The 25680-nt window shown below is 59.2% G+C and carries 22 protein-coding genes; 7 read left to right on the top strand and 15 right to left on the bottom strand.

Annotation, left to right across the window (positions count from 1 at the left end):
• Positions 1 to 108: 108 nt before the first annotated feature.
• The 4 genes from trmFO to ACID345_RS24055 form a co-directional block, all read right to left on the bottom strand.
• Positions 109 to 1443, bottom strand: coding sequence for a methylenetetrahydrofolate--tRNA-(uracil(54)-C(5))-methyltransferase (FADH(2)-oxidizing) TrmFO (trmFO, locus tag ACID345_RS24070; protein ID WP_011525426.1), 1335 nt, complete (start codon positions 1441 to 1443; stop codon positions 109 to 111).
• A gap of 3 nt (positions 1444 to 1446) precedes the next feature.
• Positions 1447 to 3333 (bottom strand): selenocysteine-specific translation elongation factor, encoded by a 1887-nt coding sequence (selB, locus tag ACID345_RS24065; RefSeq protein ID WP_011525425.1) that lies wholly within the window; start codon positions 3331 to 3333, stop codon positions 1447 to 1449.
• Between the two features lie 336 nt (positions 3334 to 3669).
• Positions 3670 to 6417 (bottom strand): ABC transporter permease, encoded by a 2748-nt coding sequence (locus ACID345_RS24060; RefSeq protein WP_011525424.1) that lies wholly within the window; start codon positions 6415 to 6417, stop codon positions 3670 to 3672.
• Positions 6414 to 6758 carry a PadR family transcriptional regulator gene (locus ACID345_RS24055; RefSeq protein ID WP_011525423.1) on the bottom strand — a complete coding sequence of 115 codons (345 nt, stop codon included), beginning with the start codon at positions 6756 to 6758 and terminating at the stop codon, positions 6414 to 6416. Before ACID345_RS24055 ends, ACID345_RS24060 begins: the two co-directional genes overlap by 4 nt.
• 387 nt (positions 6759 to 7145) lie before the next feature.
• On the opposite strand from ACID345_RS24055, the gene ACID345_RS24050 reads away from it, so the two are divergent.
• Complete coding sequence (locus ACID345_RS24050) at positions 7146 to 8399, top strand: hypothetical protein (RefSeq protein ID WP_011525422.1); 1254 nt, start codon at positions 7146 to 7148, stop codon at positions 8397 to 8399.
• A gap of 25 nt (positions 8400 to 8424) precedes the next feature.
• On the opposite strand, the gene ACID345_RS24045 is transcribed toward ACID345_RS24050, so the two are convergent.
• Together ACID345_RS24045 and ACID345_RS24040 are read right to left on the bottom strand one after the other, a co-directional pair.
• Positions 8425 to 8772 carry a type II toxin-antitoxin system PemK/MazF family toxin gene (locus ACID345_RS24045; protein WP_148210247.1) on the bottom strand — a complete coding sequence of 116 codons (348 nt, stop codon included), beginning with the start codon at positions 8770 to 8772 and terminating at the stop codon, positions 8425 to 8427.
• On the bottom strand, positions 8769 to 9017 hold the full coding sequence (locus ACID345_RS24040) for an AbrB/MazE/SpoVT family DNA-binding domain-containing protein (RefSeq protein WP_011525420.1): 249 nt from the start codon (positions 9015 to 9017) through the stop codon (positions 8769 to 8771). Before ACID345_RS24040 ends, ACID345_RS24045 begins: the two co-directional genes overlap by 4 nt.
• 192 nt (positions 9018 to 9209) lie before the next feature.
• Between ACID345_RS24040 and purL the strand changes: the two genes are divergently transcribed.
• From purL to ACID345_RS24020, 4 genes are all read left to right on the top strand, one after another.
• On the top strand, positions 9210 to 11516 hold the full coding sequence (gene purL / locus ACID345_RS24035; protein WP_011525419.1) for a phosphoribosylformylglycinamidine synthase subunit PurL: 2307 nt from the start codon (positions 9210 to 9212) through the stop codon (positions 11514 to 11516).
• Between the two features lie 367 nt (positions 11517 to 11883).
• Positions 11884 to 13332: an amidophosphoribosyltransferase gene (gene purF, locus ACID345_RS24030; protein WP_011525418.1), complete on the top strand. Its 1449-nt coding sequence runs from the start codon at positions 11884 to 11886 to the stop codon at positions 13330 to 13332.
• A gap of 57 nt (positions 13333 to 13389) precedes the next feature.
• A complete protein-coding gene (locus ACID345_RS24025) occupies positions 13390 to 14472 on the top strand; it encodes a nucleotidyltransferase domain-containing protein (protein ID WP_049762030.1) in 1083 nt (360 codons plus the stop codon).
• A complete protein-coding gene (locus ACID345_RS24020) occupies positions 14472 to 15188 on the top strand; it encodes a TIM barrel protein (protein ID WP_011525416.1) in 717 nt (238 codons plus the stop codon). The genes ACID345_RS24025 and ACID345_RS24020 overlap by 1 nt, the downstream gene beginning before the upstream one ends.
• 57 nt (positions 15189 to 15245) lie before the next feature.
• Here the strand turns inward: ACID345_RS24020 and ACID345_RS24015 are convergent, their stop codons facing one another.
• On the bottom strand, positions 15246 to 16775 hold the full coding sequence (locus ACID345_RS24015) for an ATP-binding protein (RefSeq protein ID WP_011525415.1): 1530 nt from the start codon (positions 16773 to 16775) through the stop codon (positions 15246 to 15248).
• Positions 16776 to 17127: 352 nt separating this feature from the next.
• Between ACID345_RS24015 and ACID345_RS24010 the strand changes: the two genes are divergently transcribed.
• On the top strand, positions 17128 to 17307 hold the full coding sequence (locus ACID345_RS24010; protein ID WP_041856050.1) for a hypothetical protein: 180 nt from the start codon (positions 17128 to 17130) through the stop codon (positions 17305 to 17307).
• A 624-nt stretch (positions 17308 to 17931) separates the two neighbouring features.
• Positions 17932 to 18513: a hypothetical protein gene (locus tag ACID345_RS24005; protein ID WP_011525414.1), complete on the top strand. Its 582-nt coding sequence runs from the start codon at positions 17932 to 17934 to the stop codon at positions 18511 to 18513.
• An 18-nt stretch (positions 18514 to 18531) separates the two neighbouring features.
• Here ACID345_RS24005 and ACID345_RS24000 read toward each other — a convergent pair whose 3' ends face one another.
• The 8 genes from ACID345_RS24000 to ACID345_RS23965 all read right to left on the bottom strand — a co-directional run bounded on the left by ACID345_RS24000 (position 18532) and on the right by ACID345_RS23965 (position 25666).
• On the bottom strand, positions 18532 to 19380 hold the full coding sequence (locus ACID345_RS24000; RefSeq protein WP_011525413.1) for a KPN_02809 family neutral zinc metallopeptidase: 849 nt from the start codon (positions 19378 to 19380) through the stop codon (positions 18532 to 18534).
• Positions 19381 to 19466: 86 nt separating this feature from the next.
• On the bottom strand, positions 19467 to 20174 hold the full coding sequence (locus ACID345_RS23995; protein ID WP_011525412.1) for a dTMP kinase: 708 nt from the start codon (positions 20172 to 20174) through the stop codon (positions 19467 to 19469).
• 26 nt (positions 20175 to 20200) lie between these two features.
• Positions 20201 to 20716 carry a hypothetical protein gene (locus ACID345_RS23990; protein WP_011525411.1) on the bottom strand — a complete coding sequence of 172 codons (516 nt, stop codon included), beginning with the start codon at positions 20714 to 20716 and terminating at the stop codon, positions 20201 to 20203.
• Positions 20717 to 20733: 17 nt separating this feature from the next.
• Positions 20734 to 21495, bottom strand: coding sequence for a hypothetical protein (locus ACID345_RS23985; RefSeq protein WP_011525410.1), 762 nt, complete (start codon positions 21493 to 21495; stop codon positions 20734 to 20736).
• On the bottom strand, positions 21492 to 22805 hold the full coding sequence (locus tag ACID345_RS23980) for a hypothetical protein (RefSeq protein WP_011525409.1): 1314 nt from the start codon (positions 22803 to 22805) through the stop codon (positions 21492 to 21494). The genes ACID345_RS23985 and ACID345_RS23980 overlap by 4 nt, the downstream gene beginning before the upstream one ends.
• On the bottom strand, positions 22802 to 23263 hold the full coding sequence (locus tag ACID345_RS23975; RefSeq protein WP_011525408.1) for an STAS domain-containing protein: 462 nt from the start codon (positions 23261 to 23263) through the stop codon (positions 22802 to 22804). The genes ACID345_RS23980 and ACID345_RS23975 overlap by 4 nt, the downstream gene beginning before the upstream one ends.
• Entirely contained in the window at positions 23250 to 24425 is a 1176-nt protein-coding gene (locus tag ACID345_RS23970; RefSeq protein WP_011525407.1) for a mannose-1-phosphate guanylyltransferase, read from the bottom strand. The genes ACID345_RS23975 and ACID345_RS23970 overlap by 14 nt, the downstream gene beginning before the upstream one ends.
• On the bottom strand, positions 24416 to 25666 hold the full coding sequence (locus tag ACID345_RS23965; RefSeq protein WP_011525406.1) for a glycosyltransferase: 1251 nt from the start codon (positions 25664 to 25666) through the stop codon (positions 24416 to 24418). The genes ACID345_RS23970 and ACID345_RS23965 overlap by 10 nt, the downstream gene beginning before the upstream one ends.
• Between the last annotated feature and the right edge of the window lie 14 nt (positions 25667 to 25680).

The following is a 25680-nucleotide window of genomic DNA, read 5'->3' as shown; positions in this document are numbered from 1 at the left end:
GCGGCGGAGCTCCGCCCAATTGGATATACGAATCTACGCCGATTGCGGTTCCCAAATTGTGGGTTCCGTCACCCTTTTCGGGATGGAGCAGTTAAGTCTTAGGACGACCTATTGGAATATCTGGGATGTAGCCAGCCACCCATCAAATTCCTTCAGCGCTGCCTCGCACACCATCCGATGCCGCTCCTTCTTGTCGCGCACCTTGCGCCGCGCCGCTTCATCGAGTTGCGGCAGCAAATCGAACGTAATATTCGCCGGCTGAAAATGTTTCGCTTCGGCATGACAGATGTAATTCACCAGCGATCCAAACGCCGTCGCCCGCGGCGGCGCTACCGGTTCGTGTCCCATCGCCACGGTGCTCACATGCATCCCCGCCATCTGTCCTGTCGCGATACTCTCCACGTATCCTTCAACGCCCGAAATCTGCCCCGCGAAAAACACGTTGGGATGCTCTTTCATCCGCAGCGTCTCGGTCAGCAGCGTCGGCGAGTTGATGTACGTATTGCGATGAATCTGCCCATAGCGCAGGAATTTCGCATTCTCGAGCCCGGGGATCAGCCGCATCACCCGCGCCTGGTCGCCATACTTCAAGTGGTTCTGGAACCCAACCAGGTTGTACGAATCGGCGCGCAGGTTCTCCTGCCGCAACTGCACCACCGCATACGGATACCGTCCCGTCTTCGGATCCGTCAGCCCCACCGGCTTCATCGGCCCAAAGCGCAGCGTGTCGCGTCCCCGCCGCGCAATCTCCTCGATCGGCAGGCAGCCCTCGAAATAGTTGAGGTTCTCCCACTCCTTCGCATCCACCGAGTGCGCCTCGATCAGCGCATCAAGAAAGCGGTCGTACTCCTCTTTGTTCATCGGACAATTGATGTAGTCCGCCGTGCCCTTGTCATAGCGCGCGGCCATGTATACGCGCGACATATCGATCGAGTCCGCCTCCACAATCGGCGAAATTGAATCGTAGAAATAGAGGTGGGTGTTACCCGAAAGCCGCGCGATCTCCTGCGACAGCGCATCCGAAGTCAGCGGCCCCGTCGCAATCACCGTGAGCGCATCGTTTTCATCGATCTTCGTGACTTCCCCGCGCACCACGCGAATCCGTGGCTCCGCTTCAATCACCCGCGTGACTTCCGCGGCAAACGCCCCACGGTCCACCGCCAGCGCATGTCCCGCGGGAACCGAAGTCTTCTGCGCAATCTCCAGCAGCAGCGACCCGCCTCGCCGCATCTCTTCCTTCAGCAGCCAGGGCGCCGAATTCTCGCCCGCGGATTTCAGCGAGTTCGAACACACCAGCTCCGCAAAGTCCGAAGTCTGGTGCGCCGGCGTCGATTTCACCGGACGCATCTCATACAATTCCACATCAAGCCCGCGCCGCGCACACTGCCACGCCGCTTCACACCCCGCCAACCCCGCACCAATAATCCTGATCTTCAAATTCACTCCCTACAAAATCACCCGTTCTTCCCCAACTCGCTTCGTCACCCTCTCGCGGTCCAGCCACTCCAGCAGGGGAATCGCATACTTCCGCGTCAGCCCGGTCAGCTCTTTGAACCTTGCAACATCAATGCGCGGCGACGCACTCTTCGCGCTCACCACCCGCGTTCGCAAATCCACCAACGCGTTCTGATGAAACACCAACTCCTCGCTAACCTTTACCAGCACGCGATCCCGCAACAGCAGCGTTACCACCTGCTGCGCCCGCGTGTGATCCAGTTTCACGCCCGCCAATACATCTTTCAGCGCAGGAACCTGAAGCCCCGCCTTTGCGAACGCATCTTCAATGAGCTTCTTCGATTCCGACTCGTCGCTCTTCATCGCGACGCCGCGTCCCGGTGCCTGCACCACTTCACCGCTGACAATCAACTTCTTCGCCGCGACTAATCTCTCCAGCACTCCAGCAAAAATCTCCGGCTCCGCGCCAACTCTTTCGCGTAGTGTCTCTTTCCCAATGCCCGCGACCAGCCGGTTCTCATCGTGAAACCGGTTCACATGTTTCACCAGCCCCGTCTCCAACTGGCTCACAACCGACGATGTCAGAAGATGCTGCCCAAACTGCACTACCTGCTTCGCTTCCACCAACTGCTTCAGTCTCGAAGCGAACTGTCCGCGCATCCATCCCGTCTCCGCGATCGCACCCGCCACGGTCAACCCACGCGACTTCCTTCGCGCCACGCGCGCCTTGAGAATCTCGGCCGCATACCCACTCTCCAGCGTTCGCAAAAACTCCAGTCGCTCGGGCGAAGCCAGCGGCTCTGCATCCAGCACCACGCCGCCGCCAATCGTTACCAGCGGCGAAAACTGCCGCACAATAAACCGATCTCCCGGCAGCAGCAGCGCCGGCTTCGCCAGCCGCAACTGCGCATACGCCGTGCCGCTCTCCAGTTTCGGCTTCTTCTCATGCAGCAACACGGCCGCCACCGTCTCTGCCGTGTGCGCATGAAAGTGCACTCGCGCGCGATCTTTCAGTGCTGGTGCTCCGTTCAGCAATTCCAGCTTCACATCCACGCGCCGCGTCGGATGGAATTGCCCCGCCTCGGTCAGCACCATCCCGCGCGTCAAATCTTCTACCGCCACATTCGCCAGGTTCAACGCCGTCCGCTGCCCCGCCACCGCGCTCTCCGCCGACGCCCCATGCACCTGCACGTTGCGCACCCGCGTCTTCATCTCCCGCGGATGCACCTCCACTTCTTGTTCTTTCTTCACGGTGCCGGAGATCAGGGTCCCCGTGACCACCGTGCCGTGTCCCTTCATGGTGAACACGCGATCAATGGGCAGCCGCATCGCCGCCTGCGCATCCTTCACCCTGGATTCCACCGCGACACTCGCGAGTTCTAGCTTCAGTTCCGCAATCCCTGCGCCTGTCTTCGCACTCACCGCCACTACCGGAGAACCTTCAAGAAATGATCCCGCCACAAATTCGCGCGCCTCGGCCTTCACCACCTCGAGCGTCTCCTCATCCACGAGGTCGCTCTTGGTCAGCACCGTCAGCCCGCGTTCAATCCCGAGCATCCGGCAAATATCGAAATGTTCTCGTGTTTGCGGCTTGATGGATTCTTCCGCCGAGATGATCAGCATCACCAAATCAATCCCGCCGACCCCGGCGAGCATGTTGCGAATGAATCGCTCATGCCCCGGTACATCTACGAAGCCAATGCGCAGCTTCTCACCCGAAGCCGCCGCCAGTTCGAGGTTCGCGAACCCAATATCAATCGTGATCCCGCGCCGCTTCTCCTCCGCGAGCCGATCGGTATCAATCCCCGTCAGCGCGCGCACCAGCGCCGTCTTCCCATGATCAATATGTCCGGCAGTCCCCACTATGACGGGCTTCATCTCCTCCAGTGTACGAAAAACCCTTCAACCACGGAGGACACGAAGGCCCACGAAGGTATTTGGAAGTTGGGGATGGATATGAGATGGAACGACACTGCTCATAACACGACCGGGCAAGGCTGGAGGCCGGCCAGGTTTCTCAGCACCACGCGTCAGCGTCGTGGAAGGTAGGCGGAAAGAGGAGAAGCCCTTTCAAGGGCGGCGCGGCTCCGGCTCGCGGTGAGCCAGCGCGGCGAGAACCATGTAACGGATCCTCGCCGCAAACCCTCTGACCTAATACCTAATTCCTAAAAACCTTCGTGCCCCTTCGTGTCCTTCGTGGTGAAAGCCTTTGATCTACTCATGCCGCAGCGCCACCATCGGCTCAACCTTCGACGCTCTTCTCGCCGGCACATATCCGGCGATCAGCGAAACCCCCAACAACAATCCCGCCGCGATCGCAATGCTCACCGGGTCCCACGGCTTCATTCCATACAACATTGTGCGAATCAGCCGCACCAGCGCCAATCCCGCGCCGAGTCCCACGACAACTCCCACGATCGCCAGCCACGATGCCTCTCTGAGCACCATCGCCAGCACCTGTTGTGTCTTCGCGCCCAGCGCCAGGCGAATCCCAATTTCGTTCGTTCGCCGCGCTACGTTATACGACATGATCCCGTAAATCCCGATGCAAGCCAACACCAGCGCCAGCACGCCGAACGCGCCAGTGATCGTCGCGAACAGTCTCTCCTGCTGCAGCAGGCCGTCAATCTGTTCGTCCTGCGTACGGACATCGGTCAGCGGCAGGTCACGGTCCACCGACCGCAGGGCCTCGCGCAACATTGGCGTAATCGCCGCGCGCGATTGCCGCGTCTTGATCTCAAATGTCATCCCCCACGAAATGTCCGACGCCTGCCGATAGCTCAGGAAGAATGTCGGCGGCGGCTCCTTGCGCAAGTCGTCGTAATGCGTGTCGGCGCACAGCCCGACGATCGTGAACAACTCCTTCTTATCGTTGCTGCCGCTGGTTTCAAAGGTCTTCCCAATCGGATTCTCATTCGGCCAGAACTGCTTTACCAGCGCCTGGTTTACGATCGCAACTTTCTGTGAGGTCTCCGTATCGCTCGCGTTGAACGCTCGTCCCGCAAGGATCGGGATCCGCATCGTCTTGAAGAAGTCGTCATTCACCGCGTTGTCGTCCGCGGCAGTCTCTTTGCCGGGTTCCGGCTTCTGGCCCGTCGGCACAAAGTCGTCATTCGACATACTGTGTGCTAACAGCGTCACGCTCGACAATCCCACCGAATCCACGCCCGGTATTGCCGCCAAGCGCTGCTCCAGGTCGCGATAGAGGACCAGGTCCTTGCCCACCGGATACCGCGCTTGCGGCAATCGCATCTCGAACAGAACAAGGTTCTTGGTCTCGAAGCCCGGATCTACCGACGTGAGGTTCACCAGCGTCCGCAGAAAAATTCCCGACCCCAACACCAGCACGGTCGAGAGCGCGATCTGGAATCCGACCACTGCTTTCCCACCGTATCCACGCCGGCGCCGTGTCGTACTCTGTGCGCTGTCTTTCAGAGACGTGTTCACCTCCGCGCGCGTCGCCTGCCACGCCGGCGCGATGCCAAACAAAATTCCGGTCAGCAACGACAGCCCGAGATTGAATGCGAAGACCTTCCAATCGTACGGTGCCGCCGACATCGGCTCTTCCCAAGCGTTCGTCACCAGGTGGGGAATCGCCAATCGTCCGAAGTAGCCGAGCAGCAATCCACCCAAGCCTCCGAGCAGGGAGAGCATCATGCTTTCGGTGAGCACCTGCCGCAGCACCCGCCGCCGCGAAGCGCCCATCGCCAGCCGTACCGACATCTCGCGCTGCCGTGCCGACGTCCGCGCCAGCAGCAAATTCGCGAGGTTCGCGCATGCCAGCAGCAGCACAAATCCCACCAGCGCCATCAACACGTACACCGGCGACGCGAAGTTTCGTCCCGCTTCGTTCAAGCCGCGGCTGCCATCGCCCACGCGCAGCGTCGGCAGCGCTTCATCCTTCTTCGGATTCATCGTGGCGCGCACCGCGTCCTTCAACGCGATGTCGAGTTCCGCGCGCGCCGCCTCTTCATTTACGCCCGGCTTGGTGCGCGCCATGATCTGCATCCACCACTCGCGCGTGTTCGTCAAAAGCGAGCCAAAGCGGAAGTTCGGCGCTACCTGCGGCTGCAGGCTGAACGGTACGTAAATGTCGGACGAACTCTGTACCTGCCTCGCGCCGGTAAAGCCCTTCGGGTTCACGCCCACAATCGTCACCGGCGTCAGGTTCAGCGTGATCGTCTTCCCTAGCACCGCCGGCGAACGCCCAAAGCGCCGCGCCCAGTATCCATCGCTGATCACCGCCACCGGCGTTGCGCCCGGCTTGTCGTCCGCATCGTCGATCACCCGGCCAATCTGCGGCGCAATCCCCAGTTCACTATAGAAATTGCCCGACACCAAATCGGCTTGCACCACTTCGGCCGCCTGATCAATCGTCACATTGGCGCGGCCAATATTCTTGAACCCAAACAAGTCGGAGAGTTGATGGTTGTGCGCGCGCAGGTACTCATACACCGGGTACGAAAACGATGTGCTCGTGTTGCCGCCGTTTTCCTTGTCCCACTCTCCCCAGATCGAATGCACCGCGCCGTGCTTCGGCGAAATCCAATTCATCAGCCGTAGCTGCTCCGGATGCGGCACGTTCAGCCGGTCGATCATCAAGTGCTTTGCCAGGGTGAAGATCGTCGTGTTCGCGCCAATCCCCAGCGTCAGCGACAGCAACGCAATCGCCGTGAAGCTCGGACTCTTCTTCAACATCCGCACCGCATACCGCACGTCCGACCGCAGCTCATCCCACAGCCGCAATCCCAACGAAACCCGCATCGCTTCCTTGTGCGCGTCCGCGCTGCCGAACTCAATCCGCGCCCGCCGCGTCGCCTCCTGGCGCGAAACCCCGCTCTTCACCAGGTCTTCGATGTAGCTCTCCACGTGGAAGCGCAGCTCATCATCCATATCGCGCTGCAACTGCGCGTCGTGCGACACCGAACGGAACCAGGAACGTGCACGTGGAATCAGCTTCATACTTCCTCCGGCGCAGCCTGCAAAATGCCGCCAATGATTGCGCTCATGCGGTTCCACTTGGCAGTCTCGCTGCGCAGCATCGCCCGCCCCGAGGTGGTCAGCTCGTAATACTTCGCGCGACGATTGTTCTCACTCTCGCCCCACTCGGAAGCAATCGCCCCCTGGTGCTCCAGCCGGTACAACGCCGGATACAACGACCCCTGCTGGATCTCCAGTTGCTGCCCGGAAATCTGCTGAATGCGCAGCAAAACCCCATACCCATGCAGCGGCCCCAGCGATACAGCTTTGAGGATGAGCATGTCCAATGTGCCTTGCAGAAGATCGAGCGGCTTATTTCCCATGGGGCGAAGGTCTCCTAGATCATCTAGGAGGGTACCGCGCTCTCTCCTAGACCGTCAAGGAGTGCGTCCCGTGAAAGGTCTTTTGATTACGACACGCCGAACTGGTTGATTGCAGGAGTTTGGAGCTTATTAAAGTTTAGGAGCCTAAACTTTACTCGCGGATTGCGTTATTAAAGGATCGATGTAACCTTTTCCTGTTCAGCCGGTTACGCGCCGTGGTTTGTATCAGGGCACGGCTTCAGCCGTGCCGAACGAGCGCCTTCAAATTTCCCGGGGCTTTAGCCCCTGCACGCCGCCCGCATTCCCAAACCTACGCTCTGGAACCAAAAACGCCCGATTCCTTCGATTCCGATTCTCTCCGCAATTCGGTATTGATAGATTGCCTCTATGAAGCTTCGTCTGGTCCCTGTATTCGTTGTCTTCATCGCGAATCTCGCCATCGCTGCCGACAAACCCAAACCCGCATCCGCCAAAATCGAACCGGACTTTATGGTCATCGCCAACCAGGTCATCGACGAACAGTGGCCTGCAATCGTCGGACCGGTGAATGCCCCGGGGCAAGTCGACCATATCGAGCCCGGCCAATGCATTCGCATCGGCGTTTTCGCCAGCGGGGATGACCGCGATCGGCTTCTCGCCTCCACAAAAATCGAATTGCAGCTGACGTCTGCTGGCCAGACGCAGTCCATGCCCGCCGAAGCTCCGGCGATCGTGAAGCAGGGCAAGCCGGAAGGCGGAGACTTCGTGACTCAGGTCCTTGGCGTCGCGAACATTAAGAACCCAATGCTCAGCATGGTGAGCATCGGGGTGCCGAGTGCAAAATGGTGCGCACCGCGCGATACCGGAGATTCCTCTATTTCGATTGCCGGCAGGGCCTCTCTTCCCGACGGCAAATCCGTGCTTTTGAAATCGCAGACGCTAGCCGTCACCACCTTTGCCACCGCGCGACAGAAATTCCCGCTCGATCCCAAGAACTGGGAAGACTGGTCACAGACTTATTACGCTGCCCCTATACCCTCCCGCATTTTGCCGGCAATGCGGATCGTGGGTGCCGATTCGCGTATGGCTCATATGAAGAACGAAGCGCTCTTCTTCGTGGAGGCCCTGCGCAAAGACCCCGTTGCGGCCGACGACCTGAAGCAAGCGCTCGTCCGCGAAGACCCAGCCGTTCGCCTCTACGGCGCAGTGATTCTGAAGCTCGCCGGCGAGCCCATGGATGATCTATTGAATGCGCTAAATGCGGATGAAAGAGCGAGAGTTGCAGCTGCGCGCCTCCCTGACCCCTACGACCTTACGCCCGATCCCGATCTCGCCAATCGTATGGACATGCTGTGGTCTATTTTCTTCGCGACCGGACAGCGAAAACCTGTCGAGACGATCGTGTCCATGCTCGCGTGGCGCGCCGACTATGACACGCTCGGCAAGAAGCTCGATACGGGTTACACACCGAAAGAAATAACTCCGGAAGTGATGCGGGGTGCATGCTACTCCGCGGCCGGCTGGGCTCTCAACTCGCTGTCGCTCTCCAGCCCTCTCGTCGCCGACTACATTGAGGCGATCCATGCATCTCCGGATACTCAGCCCGTAATTCGCAAGGAACTTGAGAACCTGACCACGAATCCGGCCTTCCGAAAAAGATAAGCGGCGAGAGCGATCGCCGAAGTCCTTACGCTTCCCGCAGCGATAACAACACCGCGACATACTGTCGTACCTTCTTGAAAAGCGCCGGCGTGATCTTCGAGTGGAAGGTCGCGCGTCGCCCCGTCCAATCCATGCTCTTGAGTTGATCGACGAGCACGGCACCCTCTACCCCATCGACGGTCACAGGCAGCGCAAAAGGATATGGCTTCCTCTTGCTCGTCAGCGGGCAGACCACGGCCAATCCACTCGCCCGGTTGTACCGCAGATCCGTCAGCACCAGCGCTGGCCTACGCTTGGCTTGTTCTCGCCCCACTTGCGGATCGAAATTCAGGAAAACAATGTCACCAGCCTCGGGAACATAGGCGGTGCTCACCACTCGACTTTCTCCTTGCCCACGTCAGCGCCCCACGGCGTCTCTTCGTAGCGGTTCTCCGGCGTGATCTGCGCTACCAATTGCGACAAGGTCGGAGTCTTTCCCGCACGCTGAAGCTGCACTGTCCCGTCCGAAGCAACTTCCAGTTCCAACGCATCGCCTTCCGCCAACTTCGCCTGCTCCGCAACCGCCTTCGGAATCCGAACCGCCAAACTGTTCCCCCACTTCAACATTTGCGCGCGCATTGGTTGCTCCTTGCAATGTATATACATTGTATCACCGCATTTGATATCAAAAATCTCCCTTCGTGTTTCCTTAGTGTCCTTCGTGGTCAAAGATTTTGCCCTTCCCATAAACCCCGCTAATAGCGCCTATCACCATTTCCGCCGACCCACCCTCGCCAGACATGAGAAAATAGATGTTCCTCGATAAATCCCATGTCAGCCATTACTCCTGAAGTCGTCAAAGAGCACGGATTCACCCCCGAAGAGTACCAACGCATTCTCAAATGGCAGGGCCGCGAGCCCTCCATGACCGAACTCGGCATTTACAGCGTGATGTGGAGCGAGCACTGCTCCTACAAGTCGTCGCGCGTGCACCTGAAGCGCCTGCCCACGCGGTCGAAGCTCGTGCTCCAGGGCCCCGGCGAAAACGCCGGCATCATCGACATTGGCGATGGCTGGGGCTGCGCCTTCAAAATCGAGTCGCACAATCACCCGTCGTTCATCGAGCCATTCCAGGGCGCGACCACCGGCGTCGGCGGCATCCTCCGCGACATCTTCACCATGGGCGCGCGTCCCTTTGCCGTCATGGACAGCCTCCGCTTTGGCCCCATCAAGCCCGACGGCCAGACCGACTCCGCCACGATCCACCGCAACCACTCCATCCTCGAAGGCGTAGTCGGCGGCGTGGCTTCGTACGGCAATTGTTTCGGCGTGCCCAACGTCGGCGGGGAAGTGAAGTTCGAGCCCTGCTACAACGGCAATCCGCTGGTGAACGCCTTCGCCCTCGGCCTCGTCCGCCAGAACGAAATCTTCTACGCCAAAGCCAGCGGCGTCGGCAACCCGGTGATTTACGTCGGCTCCAAGACCGGCCGCGACGGCATCCACGGCGCGACCATGGCCAGCGAGGAATTCAGCGAAGGCTCCGAAGCCAAGCGCCCCAACGTCCAGGTCGGCGACCCCTTCATGGAGAAGCTGCTCCTCGAGGCCTGTCTTGAAGCCATGCAAACCGGCGCCGTCCTCGGCATTCAGGACATGGGCGCTGCCGGCCTCACCTGTTCCACCTGCGAGATGGGCGCGCGCGGTTGCGTTGGCGTCGAGATCGAACTCGACCACGTCCCCCAGCGCGAAACCGGCATGACCGCCTACGAGATCATGCTCAGCGAATCTCAGGAGCGCATGTTGCTCGTCGCCGAAAAAGGCCGCGAGCACGAAGTCTTCGCCGTCTTCAAAAAGTGGGGCCTCGACGCCTCGCACGTCGGCCACGTCATCGGCGATGCCAAAATGCGCGTCCTGCACCACGGTGTGGTCGTCGCCGAAATCCCCAACGAGGCTCTCACCGACGACGCCCCGCTCTACCATCGCCCCATGGAACCGTGGGTCAGCCCGCTTCCCAAGGTGAAGCCCGCGTCAATTGCATTCGGCAAGAAATCCGATCTCACCGCCGAATTCCAAAAGCTGTTAGCGTCGCCCAACATCTGCAACAAGAGCTGGGTCTACGAGCAGTACGACAGCATGGTTCAGACCAACACCGTGGAAGGCCCGGGCCTCGAAGCCGGCGTCATCCGCGTGAAGGGCACCAACCGCGCCCTCGCCATGGCCCTCGACGGCAATGGCCGCTGGTGCTATCTCGACCCGAAACTTGGCGCCATGCACGCCGTCGCCGAAGCCGCCCGCAACGTCGCCTGCTCCGGCGCAAAGCCTCTTGCCGCGACCAATTGCCTGAACTTCGGCAACCCTGAAAAGCCGCCCATCATGCAGCAGTTCGCGGAGACGATCGACGGCCTGACCGAAGCCTGCACCGCGCTCAATACGCCCATCACCGGCGGCAACGTCAGCTTCTACAACGAGACCCTCGGCGAAGGCATCTATCCCACGCCGGTCATCGGCATCGTTGGCGTCCTCGAAGACGTGCACAAGGCCGTCCAGCCAAACTATCGGGCCACGAACCAAGCGCTGGTCCTCATCTCCGGCTCGCCCAAACAGTCGCAGCAAGATCTCGAAATCACCATCGGCTCCAGCGAATACGCGAAAGAGCTCCTCGGCCACGTCTGGGGCAAACCCCCCGCGCTCGACATCGCCGACGAGGCCAATCTCCACAAGGCTTTAGCCGAGATCGCCGACCACCGCCTCGCCGCTTCCATCAAAGACATCAGCGAAGGCGGCATCGCCACCACAATCGCCGAGCCCGGCTTCGCCCGCGGCATCGGCGCCACCATCGACCTGAGCTCCAATGGCCTTGCCGCCGAACTGGTCCTGTTCTCCGAGAACGCTTCGCAGGCGGTTATTTCCTGCGACGAAAGTAATGTCGAAGCAATCAAACAAGTAGCCGTAAAATACGGCCTCCAGGCACAGCTCATCGGGCACACCGCTGCGGACAAGCTAGAAATCCGCATCGACGGCCGCACCGTCATCGCTGCTCCCGTCACCCAATTGCGCGACGCCTGGCAGAACGCACTCAAGCAAGCGCTCCACGCCGAAACCCCCGAGCACCTCGTGCCCGAACTTCTGCAGCGGAGCTGATTTGCTTTGTATCAGGGCAGCGCTTGAGCGCTGCCGCACCGCGAACGCAGCGGAGCTAATTTGCTTTGTATCAGGGCAGCGCTTCAGCGCTGCCGAACCGCGAACGCAGCGGAGCTAATTTGCTTTGTATCAGGGCAGCGCTTCAGCGCTGCCGCAGCGCGAAGTAAGAAAGAGGGCTTTAGCCCCTGCGAATCTCAAAGAGCGCGATACAATTCGCGCCGAAGTATTTGAACCACCAGAGCGCTCCAAGCGCCGACAAACCAGTCGCGAAGCGACGAAATGCAATAGCCCACCTCGTAAGAGGTGGGAACGGGTCAGGCGAATCACAGAGTCCGCGTCAGCGGACGCCACACAGCGGGGCAAACGGATGATCGAAGAGACCGACGACCTATTCGACAAGCTGCACGAAGAGTGCGGTGTCATGGCGATTTACAACCATCCTGAAGCCTCCAAGCTCGCTTATCTCGGCCTCTACGCCCTGCAGCATCGCGGACAGGAATCCGCCGGCATCGCCTCCGCCGACGGCATCCAGATCTACCGCCACAAGGCCATGGGCCAGGTTTCCGACATCTTCACCGCCGAGGTCCTTGCTAAGCTCCCCGGCCGCCTCGCCATCGGACACACCCGTTACTCCACCAGCGGCGACTCCGCCCTCCTCAACGCGCAGCCCATCTCCGTCGAGTGCAATAAAGGACGCATCGCCCTCGCCCACAACGGCAACCTCGTCAACGCCCACGAAATCCGCGCCAAGTTTGAAGCGCAAGGCTCCATCTTCCAAACTACATCGGATACCGAGGTAGTCGTCCATCTCATCGCCCAGTCCCGTGAGCAGACGCTCGAAGACGCCGTCGCTGACGCGCTGCGCCGCATCGAAGGCGCGTTCTCGCTGGTCATGACCACCCCTGACCGCATCTTCGCCGCCCGCGACGCCCGCGGCTTCCGACCGCTCTGCATGGGCCGCATCCCCGCCTCCGAGGGCCGCCCCGAAACCGTGGTCTTCGCCTCTGAAACCTGCGCCTTCGACCTGATCGGCGCCAACTACGAGCGCGACGTCAAGCCCGGCGAAATGATCGTCGTCGGCCCCGAGGGCATCCACTCCCGCTACTACGCGCCCGCCCTCGAACAGTCGAGCTGCATCTTCGAGCACGTCTATTTCTCGCGTCCCGATAGCCTGGTCTTCGGCCGCAGCGTCCAGGCCTCCCGCGACGAAATGGGACGCCAGCTCGCCCGCGAGTCCCACGTCGACGCCGACCTCGTCATCCCCGTCCCCGACTCCGGCGTCACCGCCGCCATGGGCTACGCCGCCGAAAGCGGCATCCCCTTCCAGTTCGGCCTCATCCGCAACCACTACGTAGGCCGCACCTTCATCGAGCCCGAACAGCGCGTCCGCGACTTCGGCGTAAAACTCAAGCTCAACCCCGTCCGCGCCTTAATCGAAGGCAAGCGCGTCATCCTCATCGACGATTCCATCGTCCGCGGCACCACCAGCAAAAAGATCGTCCGCCTCGTCCGCGAAGCCGGCGCCAAAGAAGTCCACATGCGCATCTCCTGCCCGCCCACCATCAGCCCCTGCTTCTACGGCGTCGACACCCCCAGCAAGAAGCAGCTGATCGCCGCCAACATGACGGTCGACCAGATCCGCGACTACGTAGGCGCCGACACCCTCGCCTACCTAAGCTTGGAAGGCCTGAAAAAAGCCGCCGGCGAAGGCGACAAGACCAGCTACTGCACCGCCTGCTACACCGGCAAATACCCCACACAGTTGGTCGATGTGCATTTGGAAGACCTGGCGGCGGTCGAGGTTAAGAGCGAGTAGGCGGGGCCTTCGGTCTCGCACACCGACCTGAGTATAAGCATGTAGTAGAGTTGAAGAATGTCCGCTTCGCAATACTCAGAGCTGATCGCTCGCACCGAACGACTAGTGAACGCAGAATGGACGACAATTAGGCAATGCGATTCTGCTTCACAAGAAATTCGCTCACAAGTTGCGGAAGTTCTTCAAAGGCAATTCGAAAGGCTCGGCTCGACCGATACTGCGTTCGTTGTCTACGGATCACTTGCACGCGGCGAGTGGACGTCGGGAAGTGACCTCGACTGGACATTCCTGATTGACGGACAAGCGAATTCCGATCATCTCCGGATTGCGCAAGAAGTCGGCCGGGTATTGGAATCGCGCTTTCCGAAACCAGGCGCTACGGGCACGTTTGGCAATCTCACATTTAGCCATGAAGTCGTGCATCGGATAGGTGGCGTCCACGACACGAACATAAATACAACTCAACGTGTTCTTTTACTCTTGGAGTCAGCGGGTGTACCTCTTGCTGCGAAGGGCGCATACGAACGGGTGATCAGAGCCGTATTGAACCGTTACTTGGAAGAGGACGAGCGATTGTCCAAAAACGGAAGATTCAAAGTGCCACGATTTCTTCTCAACGACATCGTGCGTTTCTGGAGGACGATGGCCGTTGATTTCGCAAGTAAACAGCGGGAGCGCGGCGGAGAAGGATGGGGTATTCGGAATGCAAAGTTGCGGATGTCTCGCAAATTAATTTTCGCTGCTGGATTGCTGATTTGTTTTAGCTGCGTGCTTGATGACGAACTCAACGGGCAAATCGGTTCTTCGGTAGAAGAAAACCGATTGATCCTCGTCGATCACCTGAAGAAGCAAACGATGAAGACACCGTTGGAACTGTTGGCGGAAACCGTCCAAAAATTCAGCATTCCTCACGAGCACATTCGTAAGCTGTTTGATTCCTACAATCACTTCCTGTCAATCCTGTCGGACGAGGCTAAGCGCGAGGAATTGAAACAGTTGCGAATCGAAGACGCAGAGAAAAGTGCCGTTTTCCACAAGGAGGTGCGTCCAATTAGTACTGAATTCCAGGTTGCACTGAACGCAATCTTTCTCGACAATGAACTCATCGGAGATCTCACCCGCCGATACGCGATATTTTAATGAGATTGATTGGGTTCTCTACTGGCGCCATTGCCCTCAGCGACGTAGACCTAGCGTTGCGAATCCTGAGCACGAGCAAATCGACTGCAATTGAGGTTTCGGCTTTACGTGAATCCGAATTGGATCCGCTCATTCGAAGACTGGACACAATTCGACCACAACTCGAAAAATACAAGCACGTGTCATTCCACGCGCCTAGCGCAATACGTCGAGATCAGGAGAGGCATGTCGTTTTAGTCCTGAGATCGATTGCCGAACTTGGTTGGTCCATTATTGTTCATCCGGATGTGATATTTACCCCAGAGCTGTGGCGAACGCTAGGCGACTCGCTCTGCATTGAAAACATGGATAAAAGAAAGCCGATCGGGCAAACTGCCGATGATCTGAAGCCGTATTTTGATTCGCTTCCGGAAGCAGGTTTTTGTCTCGATCTGGGTCACGCCCGACAGGTAGACGCAACAATGAGCGAGGCTGTGCAATTGTTGCGGATGTACCAGTCAAAGTTGCGTCAGGTCCACATAAGCGAGGTGAACTCATCGAGTCACCACGACCCGCTCACTAGAGAAGCGATAATGGCATTTCATCGGGTCGCTCACCTCATACCGGAAAATACTCCAGTGATTCTCGAGAGTCGGGTGCCGGAGAATTTGGTGGACGCCGAGATAGCGAGTGCACTTGCGACGCTGGCACTGCCGCGAGCGTTGGCGACCGCGTAGTCGAAACCTGAAAATGAAAACACGGAGGCCAGCAAAGTTGCTAGCCTCCGAAGTCTCTTAGTTCAGAAGCGTTCGCAAGTTAGCGGAAAGCACGGCCTTGAAGTTATTCACAGCCTCCAGATCACCTTCATCCAGAAACTTCAACTCCGCCGAAGCCATGCTGTAAATCAAAAAATCGGTGGCAGTGACAGCGCGAGCTTCATCCATGTTGTCGGTCACGAACCGTTGGTAGAAGGGATGCTCAACGTTATAGCGAATGACGAGCTTTCTTCCCTCCATCTCGCATTCATAAATTTGGCCGTTCGGCCCGAGTCTTTCTTCTCGAATGACGCAATTGAGCCTCGTTTCAACCAGCTGTGAACGATTGAAGTTTTTGCGTTCTTTATTTGTATCTAGAGCGTCATCGACTTGCACACCGCTGCCGTTACGCGGTGATGAACGCTTTTCAATGACGGCCTTCGGCTTGATCAAAAGTTTGTCTTTTTCCGCGATGACCTTCATCGATTGAGCGTGCAACTTCAACTGTGCTTCGCCGCTTTGAACTCGCTTCTTGGTTGCTTCGCGCCTTTTGATTGTTCGACAGACCGGTATCAGAACGTTGTTTAGTTGATCCTGAAGACTCTGTTCGAATTCAACCTGCCGTTTCGTGAACTCGATTCCAACAAGGCGGTCCAGAGTGCCTGGGAAAAACAGTTCACCCCTCATTCGGTTGAAATCGTTGTGCTTGGTGAAGAACCCGAGGGCGGCCGCGTTCATCACCTCGCGTTGATTGCGCATTACATAGAAACCCTGAGCCTTGAGAGACTTGCCGACATCGAGGTCAGTGACGGGAGATTCCGGGATGAGCACAACTCTGACCCTAACGTTGTCAGTCTTCTTCTCGCCGTCGTCTGTCAATGTTACCGAGATGACATCATCGAGCACGGTTTCCGTGTCTGGATCCGCGAGTTGAAGTGGATCGATCGCTTCCACAGGCTCGCCATTCACGGTCACAACTCTACCAGCACCGATGAAGTAGCGATGTACGCGCCCAAGATGCGATCTCAGATTAGACGCAAATGAGCTGGTGTTTTTATTGGCAAGGTTGTCGCATTTTGAAAGCAGCACCAGCGTTCCGGTTTTCTTCTTACCGATCTCTTCAGCTAGAAGTTCTTCCTCGTCGGATGTTGCAGCTTCAAAGTGCTTGAGAAACGCATTCTGCGCAACGATCTCGTCGACATCCCATGCGCTCGACCAGCACCCATCGTCGCCACGTGAGACGACATGTAGCTTCTTTGCCATCGAAAGGCTTGCTGTCACCAGCCCCATGCCGAATTTGCCGAGATCCGACTCGGCATTGCGGTCGGTCAGCGATCCCAGGCGCATAGCTTGGTCGAGGATGGATTTCGACATACCTCGCCCATCGTCGGCAATGCTAATGATGATTTGATTTGACTTAGTCTGTACTCGGATGTTGATGTTCTGAGCATCCGCATCAATTGAGTTGTCAACGATGTCGGCTACCGCTTCATAGTTTCCATAGCCAAGGTGACGGAGAGATTCAATCAGGCGACCCGCATTGGGGTCGTTCGGGTGGGAATACCGCATATTTGCTCCTTGTCGATGCACGCGGCACCAACAATCTGGATTTCACAACGCGTCACCAGCGGGGCCGATGACGAACTCACAATATCGTGGCACGTCCTGCGGTGCAAGACCTTTCTCCCGCTTCTTACGGAAATGGAAATGGGGGAAATCGGTGGAAATTGGGAAATTGGGGACAGACGAAACAATTCCCATTTAATTCAGTCATTCCCTGAATGGCGGTGATCCGGGTCTGAACCTTCGAGTGCCCCATTTCCAGTGAGCCTCTGTTGGCGAATGGAAGTGGGTCTGAAAAGACGCGCCGCAGGCGCTTCGTTGTTCCCTCAGCGGCTCAAAACCGAGTTATGATTCGCACATGAAGGGAATGTTCGAAATGGCCGCCTTCGCTGCGGTCTTCGTCGGGTTCATTTTGTTGCTCGACAGGACGTACGGGACCCTGCCGCTCGATCGCGAATCCCGCTTCGCCCGCGGTGCCCGTCGCCGTCGCCCCATCACCCTCTTCAATCGCGACGGCATCACAAAAGACGATCTATAGATTCCTCCGCGCGCACCAACTCCATCGGCGGGTGGCCCACCCGACCGTTTTCGACAACCTCGGGTGCTTCGTTGTTCTGCCGCCGTTGTGTCAAGCAAATCGCCCTTTTGGGGGCTGGCCCACCCTACCAATTCCTCTGACTCTGGGTGCCCCATTCTACGAATCGCTCCGCTTTTGAGCGGTTCGTAGGGTGGGGCCTTTCGACCGGGAGAGAAATCCCTAATTTACATCGCCCTGTGACCCATCTCACGCGCCAGCGTGTCGCCCGTCACAGCCTCTCTCATGAATCCCCGATACTCTCCCCGATGTGGGGATCACCCGAAGTTTCCATCTCCCGCCGCCCGTTCCGGCCGGCCACAGGACACGTGTCTCCACCCCCGCCTCGCGTAAGCCGACGCCGCTCGCTCCTCCACCAAGGCCCCAAGCTCCCTTTTCCAAAATCTCTGACCCTCTGTGCCTCTGTGGTGAATACAACGCCAGTAAACTAAACGATTTCAATATTTTGCGTATAACTGCCGTACTTTCAATACTTTGCAAACAAAACCCCACCTATCCTCCTGAAAACAAAGATTCGCACTAGGAGGTGGGGGTAACACATCGAGCAACATCCGAGGAGTGAGCCAAATGGCCAGCCAGATCAAAGCAAAAACCTGCCACCACATCAAAGCCAACGGAACCTGCTGTAAGTCGCCCGCGCTGACCAACGAGGACTACTGCTACTTCCACACCGCGCAGCGCCAGCGCATGCGACGCCAGCGCCGCGTCGAGCATAAGAGCCTCCACGCGCCGCTCGTGTTGCCGCTCCTCGAAGACGCCGAGTCCATACAAATCGCCATCGGCGACGTCCTCAACGCGCTCATCATCGGCCGCATCGACCACAAAACCGCCGGACTCCTTCTCTACGGCCTGCAAACCGCCGCCAGCAACATCCGCCAGGCCAAGTTCGCCGTCGCCGCCGACCAGGCCGAGTTCCCCAGCGAGTACCGCGACGCAGAAAACGAGTTGCTGGAAAAGGAAATTGCCGAAGACCTCGCACAAGAACGCCAACGCCAAGCCGCGGAAATCGCCAAGATGCAGAAAGAGCGCGAACGCGTCTTCGCCGACCCCAACTCCGGAATCGCCCCACTCCCCACCAAAAAGCCCTCACAACCCGTTGCCGAAAACAAAAGCGGCGCTGCGCGCGCCGTTGGCCTAAGTCGAAAGTAAATTGGATTTCGAAGGCGGTTACTGCCCGAACGTATTGCAAGCCGAAATATCGCCGCTTTGGAAGCCTTGCTGGAACCAGTGCATGCGCTGCTCGGACGAGCCGTGGGTGAACGACTCGGGGCTGACGTTTTGCCCAGCCATGCGCTCGAGGCGATCGTCGCCTACTGCCGCAGCCGCTTTCATCGCTGCCTCGAAGTCACCCTGGTCGACCATCTTGCGCTGCTCGGTGGAATGGCCCCAAACGCCGGCGAAGCAGTCGGCCTGCAACTCGAGCTTCACCGATGCGGCGTTGGCCTGGGTCTTGCTGCCGCTGCGCATCGCGCCCTCGACGCGCTGCTCTATGCCGAGCAGGTTCTGTACGTGATGTCCGAGCTCATGCGCGATGACGTACGCTTGCGCAAACTCGCCTGGCGCGCCGAAGCGGCGCTTGAGTTCATCAAAAAATCCGAGGTCGATGTAGACCTTCTGGTCAGTGGGACAGTAGAACGGGCCAGTCGCCGAGCGCGCCATTCCGCATCCCGACGGCAACGAGTCGCGATAGAGCACCAGCTTGGCGTGACGATAAGTGCGACCTTGCTGTGCGAAGGTTTGCGCCCAGGTCTTCTGCACGTCGTCGAGCACGAAGGAGACGAACTGCACCTCGCGCTCTTCGCCCGCGTCATTGACAGGACGTGTTTGCGTCGTCGGCGCAGTGGTTGCAGAGCCGCCACTGAGCAGCGCGAAGAAGTTCTTATGAAAGATCAGGCTGAGAACGCCGATGAGGAGCAATCCGCCAATGCCGAGGTGCGGCAGTCCGAAACCGCCGCCGCCACTGTCGCCACGGCGATCTTCGAGGTCGCCGCTGCGTCCGCCGGGTGTCCAATCCATGTCGCAATTAGGATGCGCCGAACTTGGGCTGTGCACAAAGAAAAACGGCGCTTTATCGCGCCGTCTCGCGGAAACCTAAGGCTGATTTACGCCGACAACGCCGTATCCATCGCTGCCTGCTCCATCGAACCGTTCGTCACCAGCTTGGCTTCGAACGCTTCGACGACTGCGTGTTTGGCTTCTTCCAGCGGGAGCGGCGGAATCACCGTCATCGTTCCTAAGATGCTCGCCAGCTGGTAATACCAGCGACGGCACTTGTGCATGAACTCCACCGGATATTCGGGCTTGCGGGCGCGCGCGGCTTCTACGTCGGCGTCGAGCAGGTACGCAACGTCGGGCGTTGGCACGATTGCCCGGACGAAGCGGATGAACGAACGCGTGAGCTTGTTCTGCAGCGGCAGGTTGGCGAGTTCGTCATAGATATAACGGTCCATGATTACGACATCCGCGCCGGAGCGACGCGCGCGCGCGACGACCATGCGCAGATGGATCGCGTCCATCAAGTACAAGCCATGACGCGCGAGGCTGAGGTACCACTTGCGGACGTTCTTGTCCTGGCGATTGACCGGCTTGTCTGGCGCGCCGATGCCTTTCTCGCTGTTGTACATCTTGTGCACGAAGCCCTCGCGCCAGCGCGTGCCGACGACCACGTTGTCCCAGAAAGCGAGCAGCGTGGTGGTCAATCCGTTGGCGTGGAGCGTGGCGCGCAGGTTATCAATCTGCGTGCTTTTGCCGGATCCATCGAGGCCAGAGAAACTGACGAGTGCGGGTTTACGACGAAGTTGTGCGGTCATGCGTAATGCGTACCTCGGAGTTCCATTTAGTGTGCGGGTGCTGACGTCGGAGAGCTGTTCGGCGGCGTGCTGCTGGTTCCGCGGCTCAGCGCATACACGGTTCCAAGCGCGGCGCCACCGGCGGCGATCAGGCCGAGCTTGATCAGCAGTCCGCGATATTGCTTCTGCTTGGCCGGCGCAATCGCTACGCCTGCGGGCTTCGATGCGCCCCCACCGACGGTGCTCACGCCAGGCGCGGTCGCGGTGCCCAGCGGCTCAGTCTGGTTCTGCGTTTGCGGCGTTGGGTTCGCGGGCGCGTTCTGCGCGGGAACTTGCTGGCCGGGCTGCTGTTGCTGGGGCGTCTCGGGCAATTGGTTCTGGTCTTGCGTCGGGACCGGCTCGAGTGGACCCTGCGCCGGATTTACTTGCGTGCCGTTCTGCGGCTGCGTCTGCGCGTCGGCGGGCGCGGCGGTTTGCTGCTGCTGGGCTTCGGCGGCGAGCGGCGCGAGGGCGAGAACACCGGCGAGAACTGCTGAAAGTCCGTGTTGGAGCGTGATCTTCATGGAACTGTCTCTACTTCCTATTTCGTGGATTCGCTATAGGGCCGGGCGGCAGCAGCGCTGCTCGCTGCTAGATTTGGATGCGAGTTTTGGCCCTGCTGAGCGAACTGTTTCTCGACAAGTTCCACGTCGGCGTCCTTGTCATAGGTGAAGTTGCGGGCCCGGTTTTTGGCGTAGCGCCAGAGGTTGGGCAAATTTGTCTCGTACCAACACGATTCGGCCATCCGGGGAGACAACCCGCAGAAGATCTTGAAGCGCTGCTGGAGCAACGCCGGCGAGGCGAGCAGGGCCGCGGTGAGGCGGTGGTTGCCCTCTAGAATCGTCAGGGGATGCTGCTCGTCGATGCCGATGAGCATGACGGAGCTGTCGTCTTTGCTGACGCGGAGGCGATAGCTGAGCGACTGGATCTTGGCGACGAAGCCGCGGGTCTGGCCGCGAAAACGTTGGGTCTTGATGCGCTGCACGATGTCGCTGATTAAGAAGCTGCCGTTGGAGACCTTGCGCCACTGTGCGCGAGGGAAGACGCGGATGTGCTTCATGTCTTCGGGCTCGACGTCGATCTGCCACCACTGGGTGTCGTCGGGCAGTTCGCGCCACATGTGGCCGCGGCGACGGAAGAGCAGGGCGCGGCGAATGGCGTTGTCGCGTTCGCTGGTGGTATCGGCGTTGAGAACGAGGTCTTCGAAGCGGTCGCGGTCGTGATGGAACTCGCCCTGGTAGAACTCGTTCTGCAAGAAGTCATTGATGACTTCGGCTTCGGTAATGCGTTGCAGCTTCTTCATGCTGCCCCCCGGGTTCGGAAGCGCCGCGCGAGAACAAACGGCACGGCTACGGCGGTAAATAGGACGACCATCAGGACCTGCTGCACCACGATGACGTCGCGGAGCGTGTTATGGAACATGGTGATGCCGAGGACGACGAGTCCGCTGATGACGAGCTGGAACCAGCCGGTGTTGGCGATGCGGCGCGACATCTCGTAGGCCATCAGAACCACGCTGAGTGCGTAACCGCCGGTAGCGGCGGCGTAGAGAAGAAGCAGGTTGCTGGAGTCAGTGTTGAACTTCGCGCCGAAGAGCAAGTGCAGGATCGTTTGCGGGAAGAGACCGAGAATCGCCATGAAGACCACGGTCATCGCGGTGACGAAGCCGAATGGAATGAGCACGACCATTCGGCTTTCACGGCCTTCGGATTCGGAGCGGCCTGCGGCGGCAATCGGAAACATAGCGCTGATCACTTGCCAGGACGCGATGTAAAGAACGCGTCCGACCAAAGCAACTGCGGCGTACAGACCGGCGACATCGGGTCGGAAGAAATGCTTCACCATCAGGATGTCGATGTTGTTGATGATCACCTGTCCAATGAAGAAGATGATCGCCTGTATGCCTTCCCCAAAAGATGCCGGCAGCCCTGCTTTCGGCTGCTCACGTAAGGCAATTGGAGTGGGAGGAAGGAAGTAGGCAGCCACCACTGAGATGGAGATGGCGGCGACGGCGCCGAGAATTCCGTAACCCAAGTGGACTAAGACGATTGCGGAGACGAGCTTGACGCTGGTCTCGATGATGAAATTGAGGCTCAGCCGGCGGAATTGATAAACACCCTGCATGCCGCCGCGTCGCACGCCGAGAGGAACGTAGAAAGCCATGCCGAGCGCGAGGACGATAACGAGCGTCGCGGAGGGCATGTTGAGCCACGCAGCGACCTGGCGGTTGAAGATCGTAAGGACAATGCCAATGCTGAGGCCGGCAGTCCAGGCACGGCGCAACAGCGCGCGATAGACGTGCGATTTCTCCGAGTTGGTTGCGTTCCTGGCCACGAACTTGGCGCAGACCATCTGGAAAGCCAGTGTGAGACAGGAAACAATCATCAGCAGGGTGACCGCCGCTGCTGCCTGGCTGAATTCGGCGGCGCCGAGCATGCGGGCAACGGCGATGTTGTAACCGAAGTTCAGAAGGCTGACGAGCACCATGCCGCCGAGCATGATGAGACTGCCGCCCACAAGCCGCGAGTGCGCCGGCGCAATGCGCAGAGACTGCGCCAGCCCGCGGGATTGGCGGGCTGGGAGGCCGGGCAAGGTCTCAGGGCTTGTGCTCATGCTGCGTTTTCAGTGCCGTCGTTGTTCTCCGGCAGGGGCAATTGCACGTTGCCCATGGGGAAGGCGATCGGTGTCGTAGGCGCGAAGCTGGCGTACGAATGAGCGTACGAGTGCTTCAAGGCATTCGGCAGGAAGCTGCTGAAGCTGCGCACGGCATCGGCAGAATTCTGGTAGATCTCGAAGAGGCGCTCGGTGCGCGTCATCTCGAGGACCACCGCGGCCTGCGGCGAGAGCGACGCGAGTTTGACGTCGCCGTCGCGCTTCATGGTTTCGTTCAGGCAATGGAGCAGCATGTCAACGCCAGCGGCGTCCATCTGCTTGACCTGGGACAGATCGAAGACTAATTGGGGCCGGTCAGAGCGGAGAAAAGGTTCCACCTCGTTCAGGAACTTCTTTGCTGCCGGGGAATTGAGCCGTTCGGGTATACGTTTCACGACTACGGGCCTACTCGTTTCCATATCTCCTCACTACCACTAATTCGGAGGGGAACTCTGGTGTTGAGTTGATGCTCCCACCTGGGTTCGTTAGGGCCGGCTCCTTCAACGCTGCGGAAGGAGTATTGACTGCGGCCGGGATGTCCGTCGGCATGGTGCGCTGGGACCGCGAGAACATGCCGCGGAACAACTGTTGGGGCAAATATGCAGCGAGGGCCCCCATCTCGCGCAGGGCGCGGACTGGAGCACTGGTTGCGAGTGTCGACAGCAACCTCGGGTCTTTAATTTCGACCTCTACATTGCGACGCAAACTGGCGATACGGTTGCGGCCGACGATGGCGTAATTGATATCGAGCCCGGCGCCGACGTAGGTATAGGGCGCGATCGAAGTGTTCTCAAGCACCGTGCCGCAATCCACGACGGCATGATGTTCGATGCAGGTGAAGCGGGTGATGACAGCGGAGGCGCGGAGCTTGGCTCGCTCTCCGATGTACGCCGGGGCGACGATGCGGGCGCGGGGATGAATGCGCGCGCGTGGGCCTGCCCAGACGCCAGGCCGAATCTCGCGGCCGATGGGCTGGATGTGGTTGTTCTGGAGAAGCGCGTCAACGCTGAGCTGGCGAAGGTCAGCAGGCGTGATGAGGCGGTTGAGATAGCCGCGGAACTGATATTGCACGCAGGGCACCCGGAACTCTTCCATGTTGTGACGGAAAAGGTAGGCGGCGTCGTTGCGACGTGAAGCAGAGAGCGCGACAATGCCGATACGGTAACCGCGAGCGTCCACGGCGACGGTAGCGCGCCCGTGCTGTTCGAGATGGAACTGGACGAATTCTTCGTAATCGAGTTCGGCGTAGGCGCCGATGCGCAGAACGAGCACCAGTTCGGCGCCCTGCTGCACGAAGTCATTGAAGACCGACTCGGCAGAGCGCCAGAGGCCGTGATCTTCGACGACAACGTTCCATTCCTGTTTCACGCGAGCGTCAAGCGCGCCGCCAGTCTTCTCATCGCACACGGTAGTGAACTGCGTGATGCCGAAATGCTGCAGGCGCTGGACAGTGCGTGCGAGGACCGACTTGCCGAGCACATCGTAGAGGGCGAGCGGTAATCCCGCGAAGGACTCAGTGCGCGGCGCTTTGGTATTGGCAGGCGCGGTGTTGCCGACGACGAGTATGGCCCTTACATCCATGGCACCCACCTTGGCGCGGCAGCGCGAAAGATGGCCGAACGCGAGGGCACCCAACCGGGGATGCGGCGAAAGCGAGCGATGGGCTGCAACGCGCGCTGGCGCTGGTGCAAGTCAAACGAGCGCAGATATTGCCGGATGATCTGCGGCATGGTCTGTCGTAGCGCGGCGGAAAAATTTTGTTCCGACATCTCTTTCATCATTTCGGGCGAATTAAGCAGACCGCAGATCTGGTCGGCGAGGCTCCTTTCGCTACCGGTTTGATAAAAGAGGATGCCCAATCCTTCGTCATCGGCCATCTCGTGGAAGTCGGGAATATCGGCGCAGATAATGGGAAGCCCAAACTCGGCTGCGAGATGTGCGACTCCGGAAGAACCTGTGGCGGAGGAGTAAGGCATGACTAGAACGCTGGAGCTACGGAAGAGTTCGGGGATGTCTTCTTCCGCGACGTATCCGACAAATTCGATGCGCGGGTCGTCCTTATATTTTTCGGCAATGCTATCGAGGTAGCCGGGGGTCATAGGGTGATCGCTGCCGGCGACGATAAGTTTGGCATTCGGCAGGCGCTTCACGACTAGCTCAAAAGAGTCCATCAAGAGCTCGAGGCGCTTGTATGTGCCCCACTTGCCGAAGGCGAGGACGCGATGGTCAGGGACGCCACGGCGCGAGTAATCGGGCGGTTCAGGCCGGGCCGACATGATGCCGTGGGCGCGGAAGTGAACGTTTTCGCCCTTGTATTTGTTGATGAGCGTACGACGGTAGGCCGGCAACAGGACGCTAATCGAGTTGGCGGCGAGCAGCATGCGGGTGGCGACATTTCCGGCAAAGCGATAGGCGCGCGGGAAACGAACGTTGGCATGCGAGAGATCAATGTTCTCCATCAAGTGATGGAGGGTGACGTGGGTGTAGCAGCCGCCCATGCGGGTAGTGGCGGGGATGGTGAGACCGGAGAACGCCGCGAGCGGGTTGTTCCCGAAGGTTGAGAACAACAGGTTGAACCAAACCACATCCGGCTTGCAGGAGCGGATGGCTTTGGCGAGGCGTGAGGGGTTGGAGAGGCTGTCGAAGCGCCAAACGCGGTTGACGTCAAATTCTGCCAACTCCGGCTCAGGCGTCTCCAACTCGTCGGCGAGCACAGTGACGCTGAGCACGGGATCGCGCTGGAGCTCACGTGCGATGTGGTACCCGTATTCGTTCAGCCCTCGGCGGCTAGGCGGGAAGGCTGTGACCAGGCAAATCTTCATGGGCCCTTCCTGGC

The sequence above is a fragment of the Candidatus Koribacter versatilis Ellin345 genome, assembly GCF_000014005.1.
In the GTDB taxonomy this organism is placed as follows: domain Bacteria; phylum Acidobacteriota; class Terriglobia; order Terriglobales; family Acidobacteriaceae; genus Korobacter; species Korobacter versatilis_A.
The sequence above is the reverse complement of the archived record's forward strand: the minus strand, read 5'-3'. Positions and strand labels throughout refer to the sequence as shown.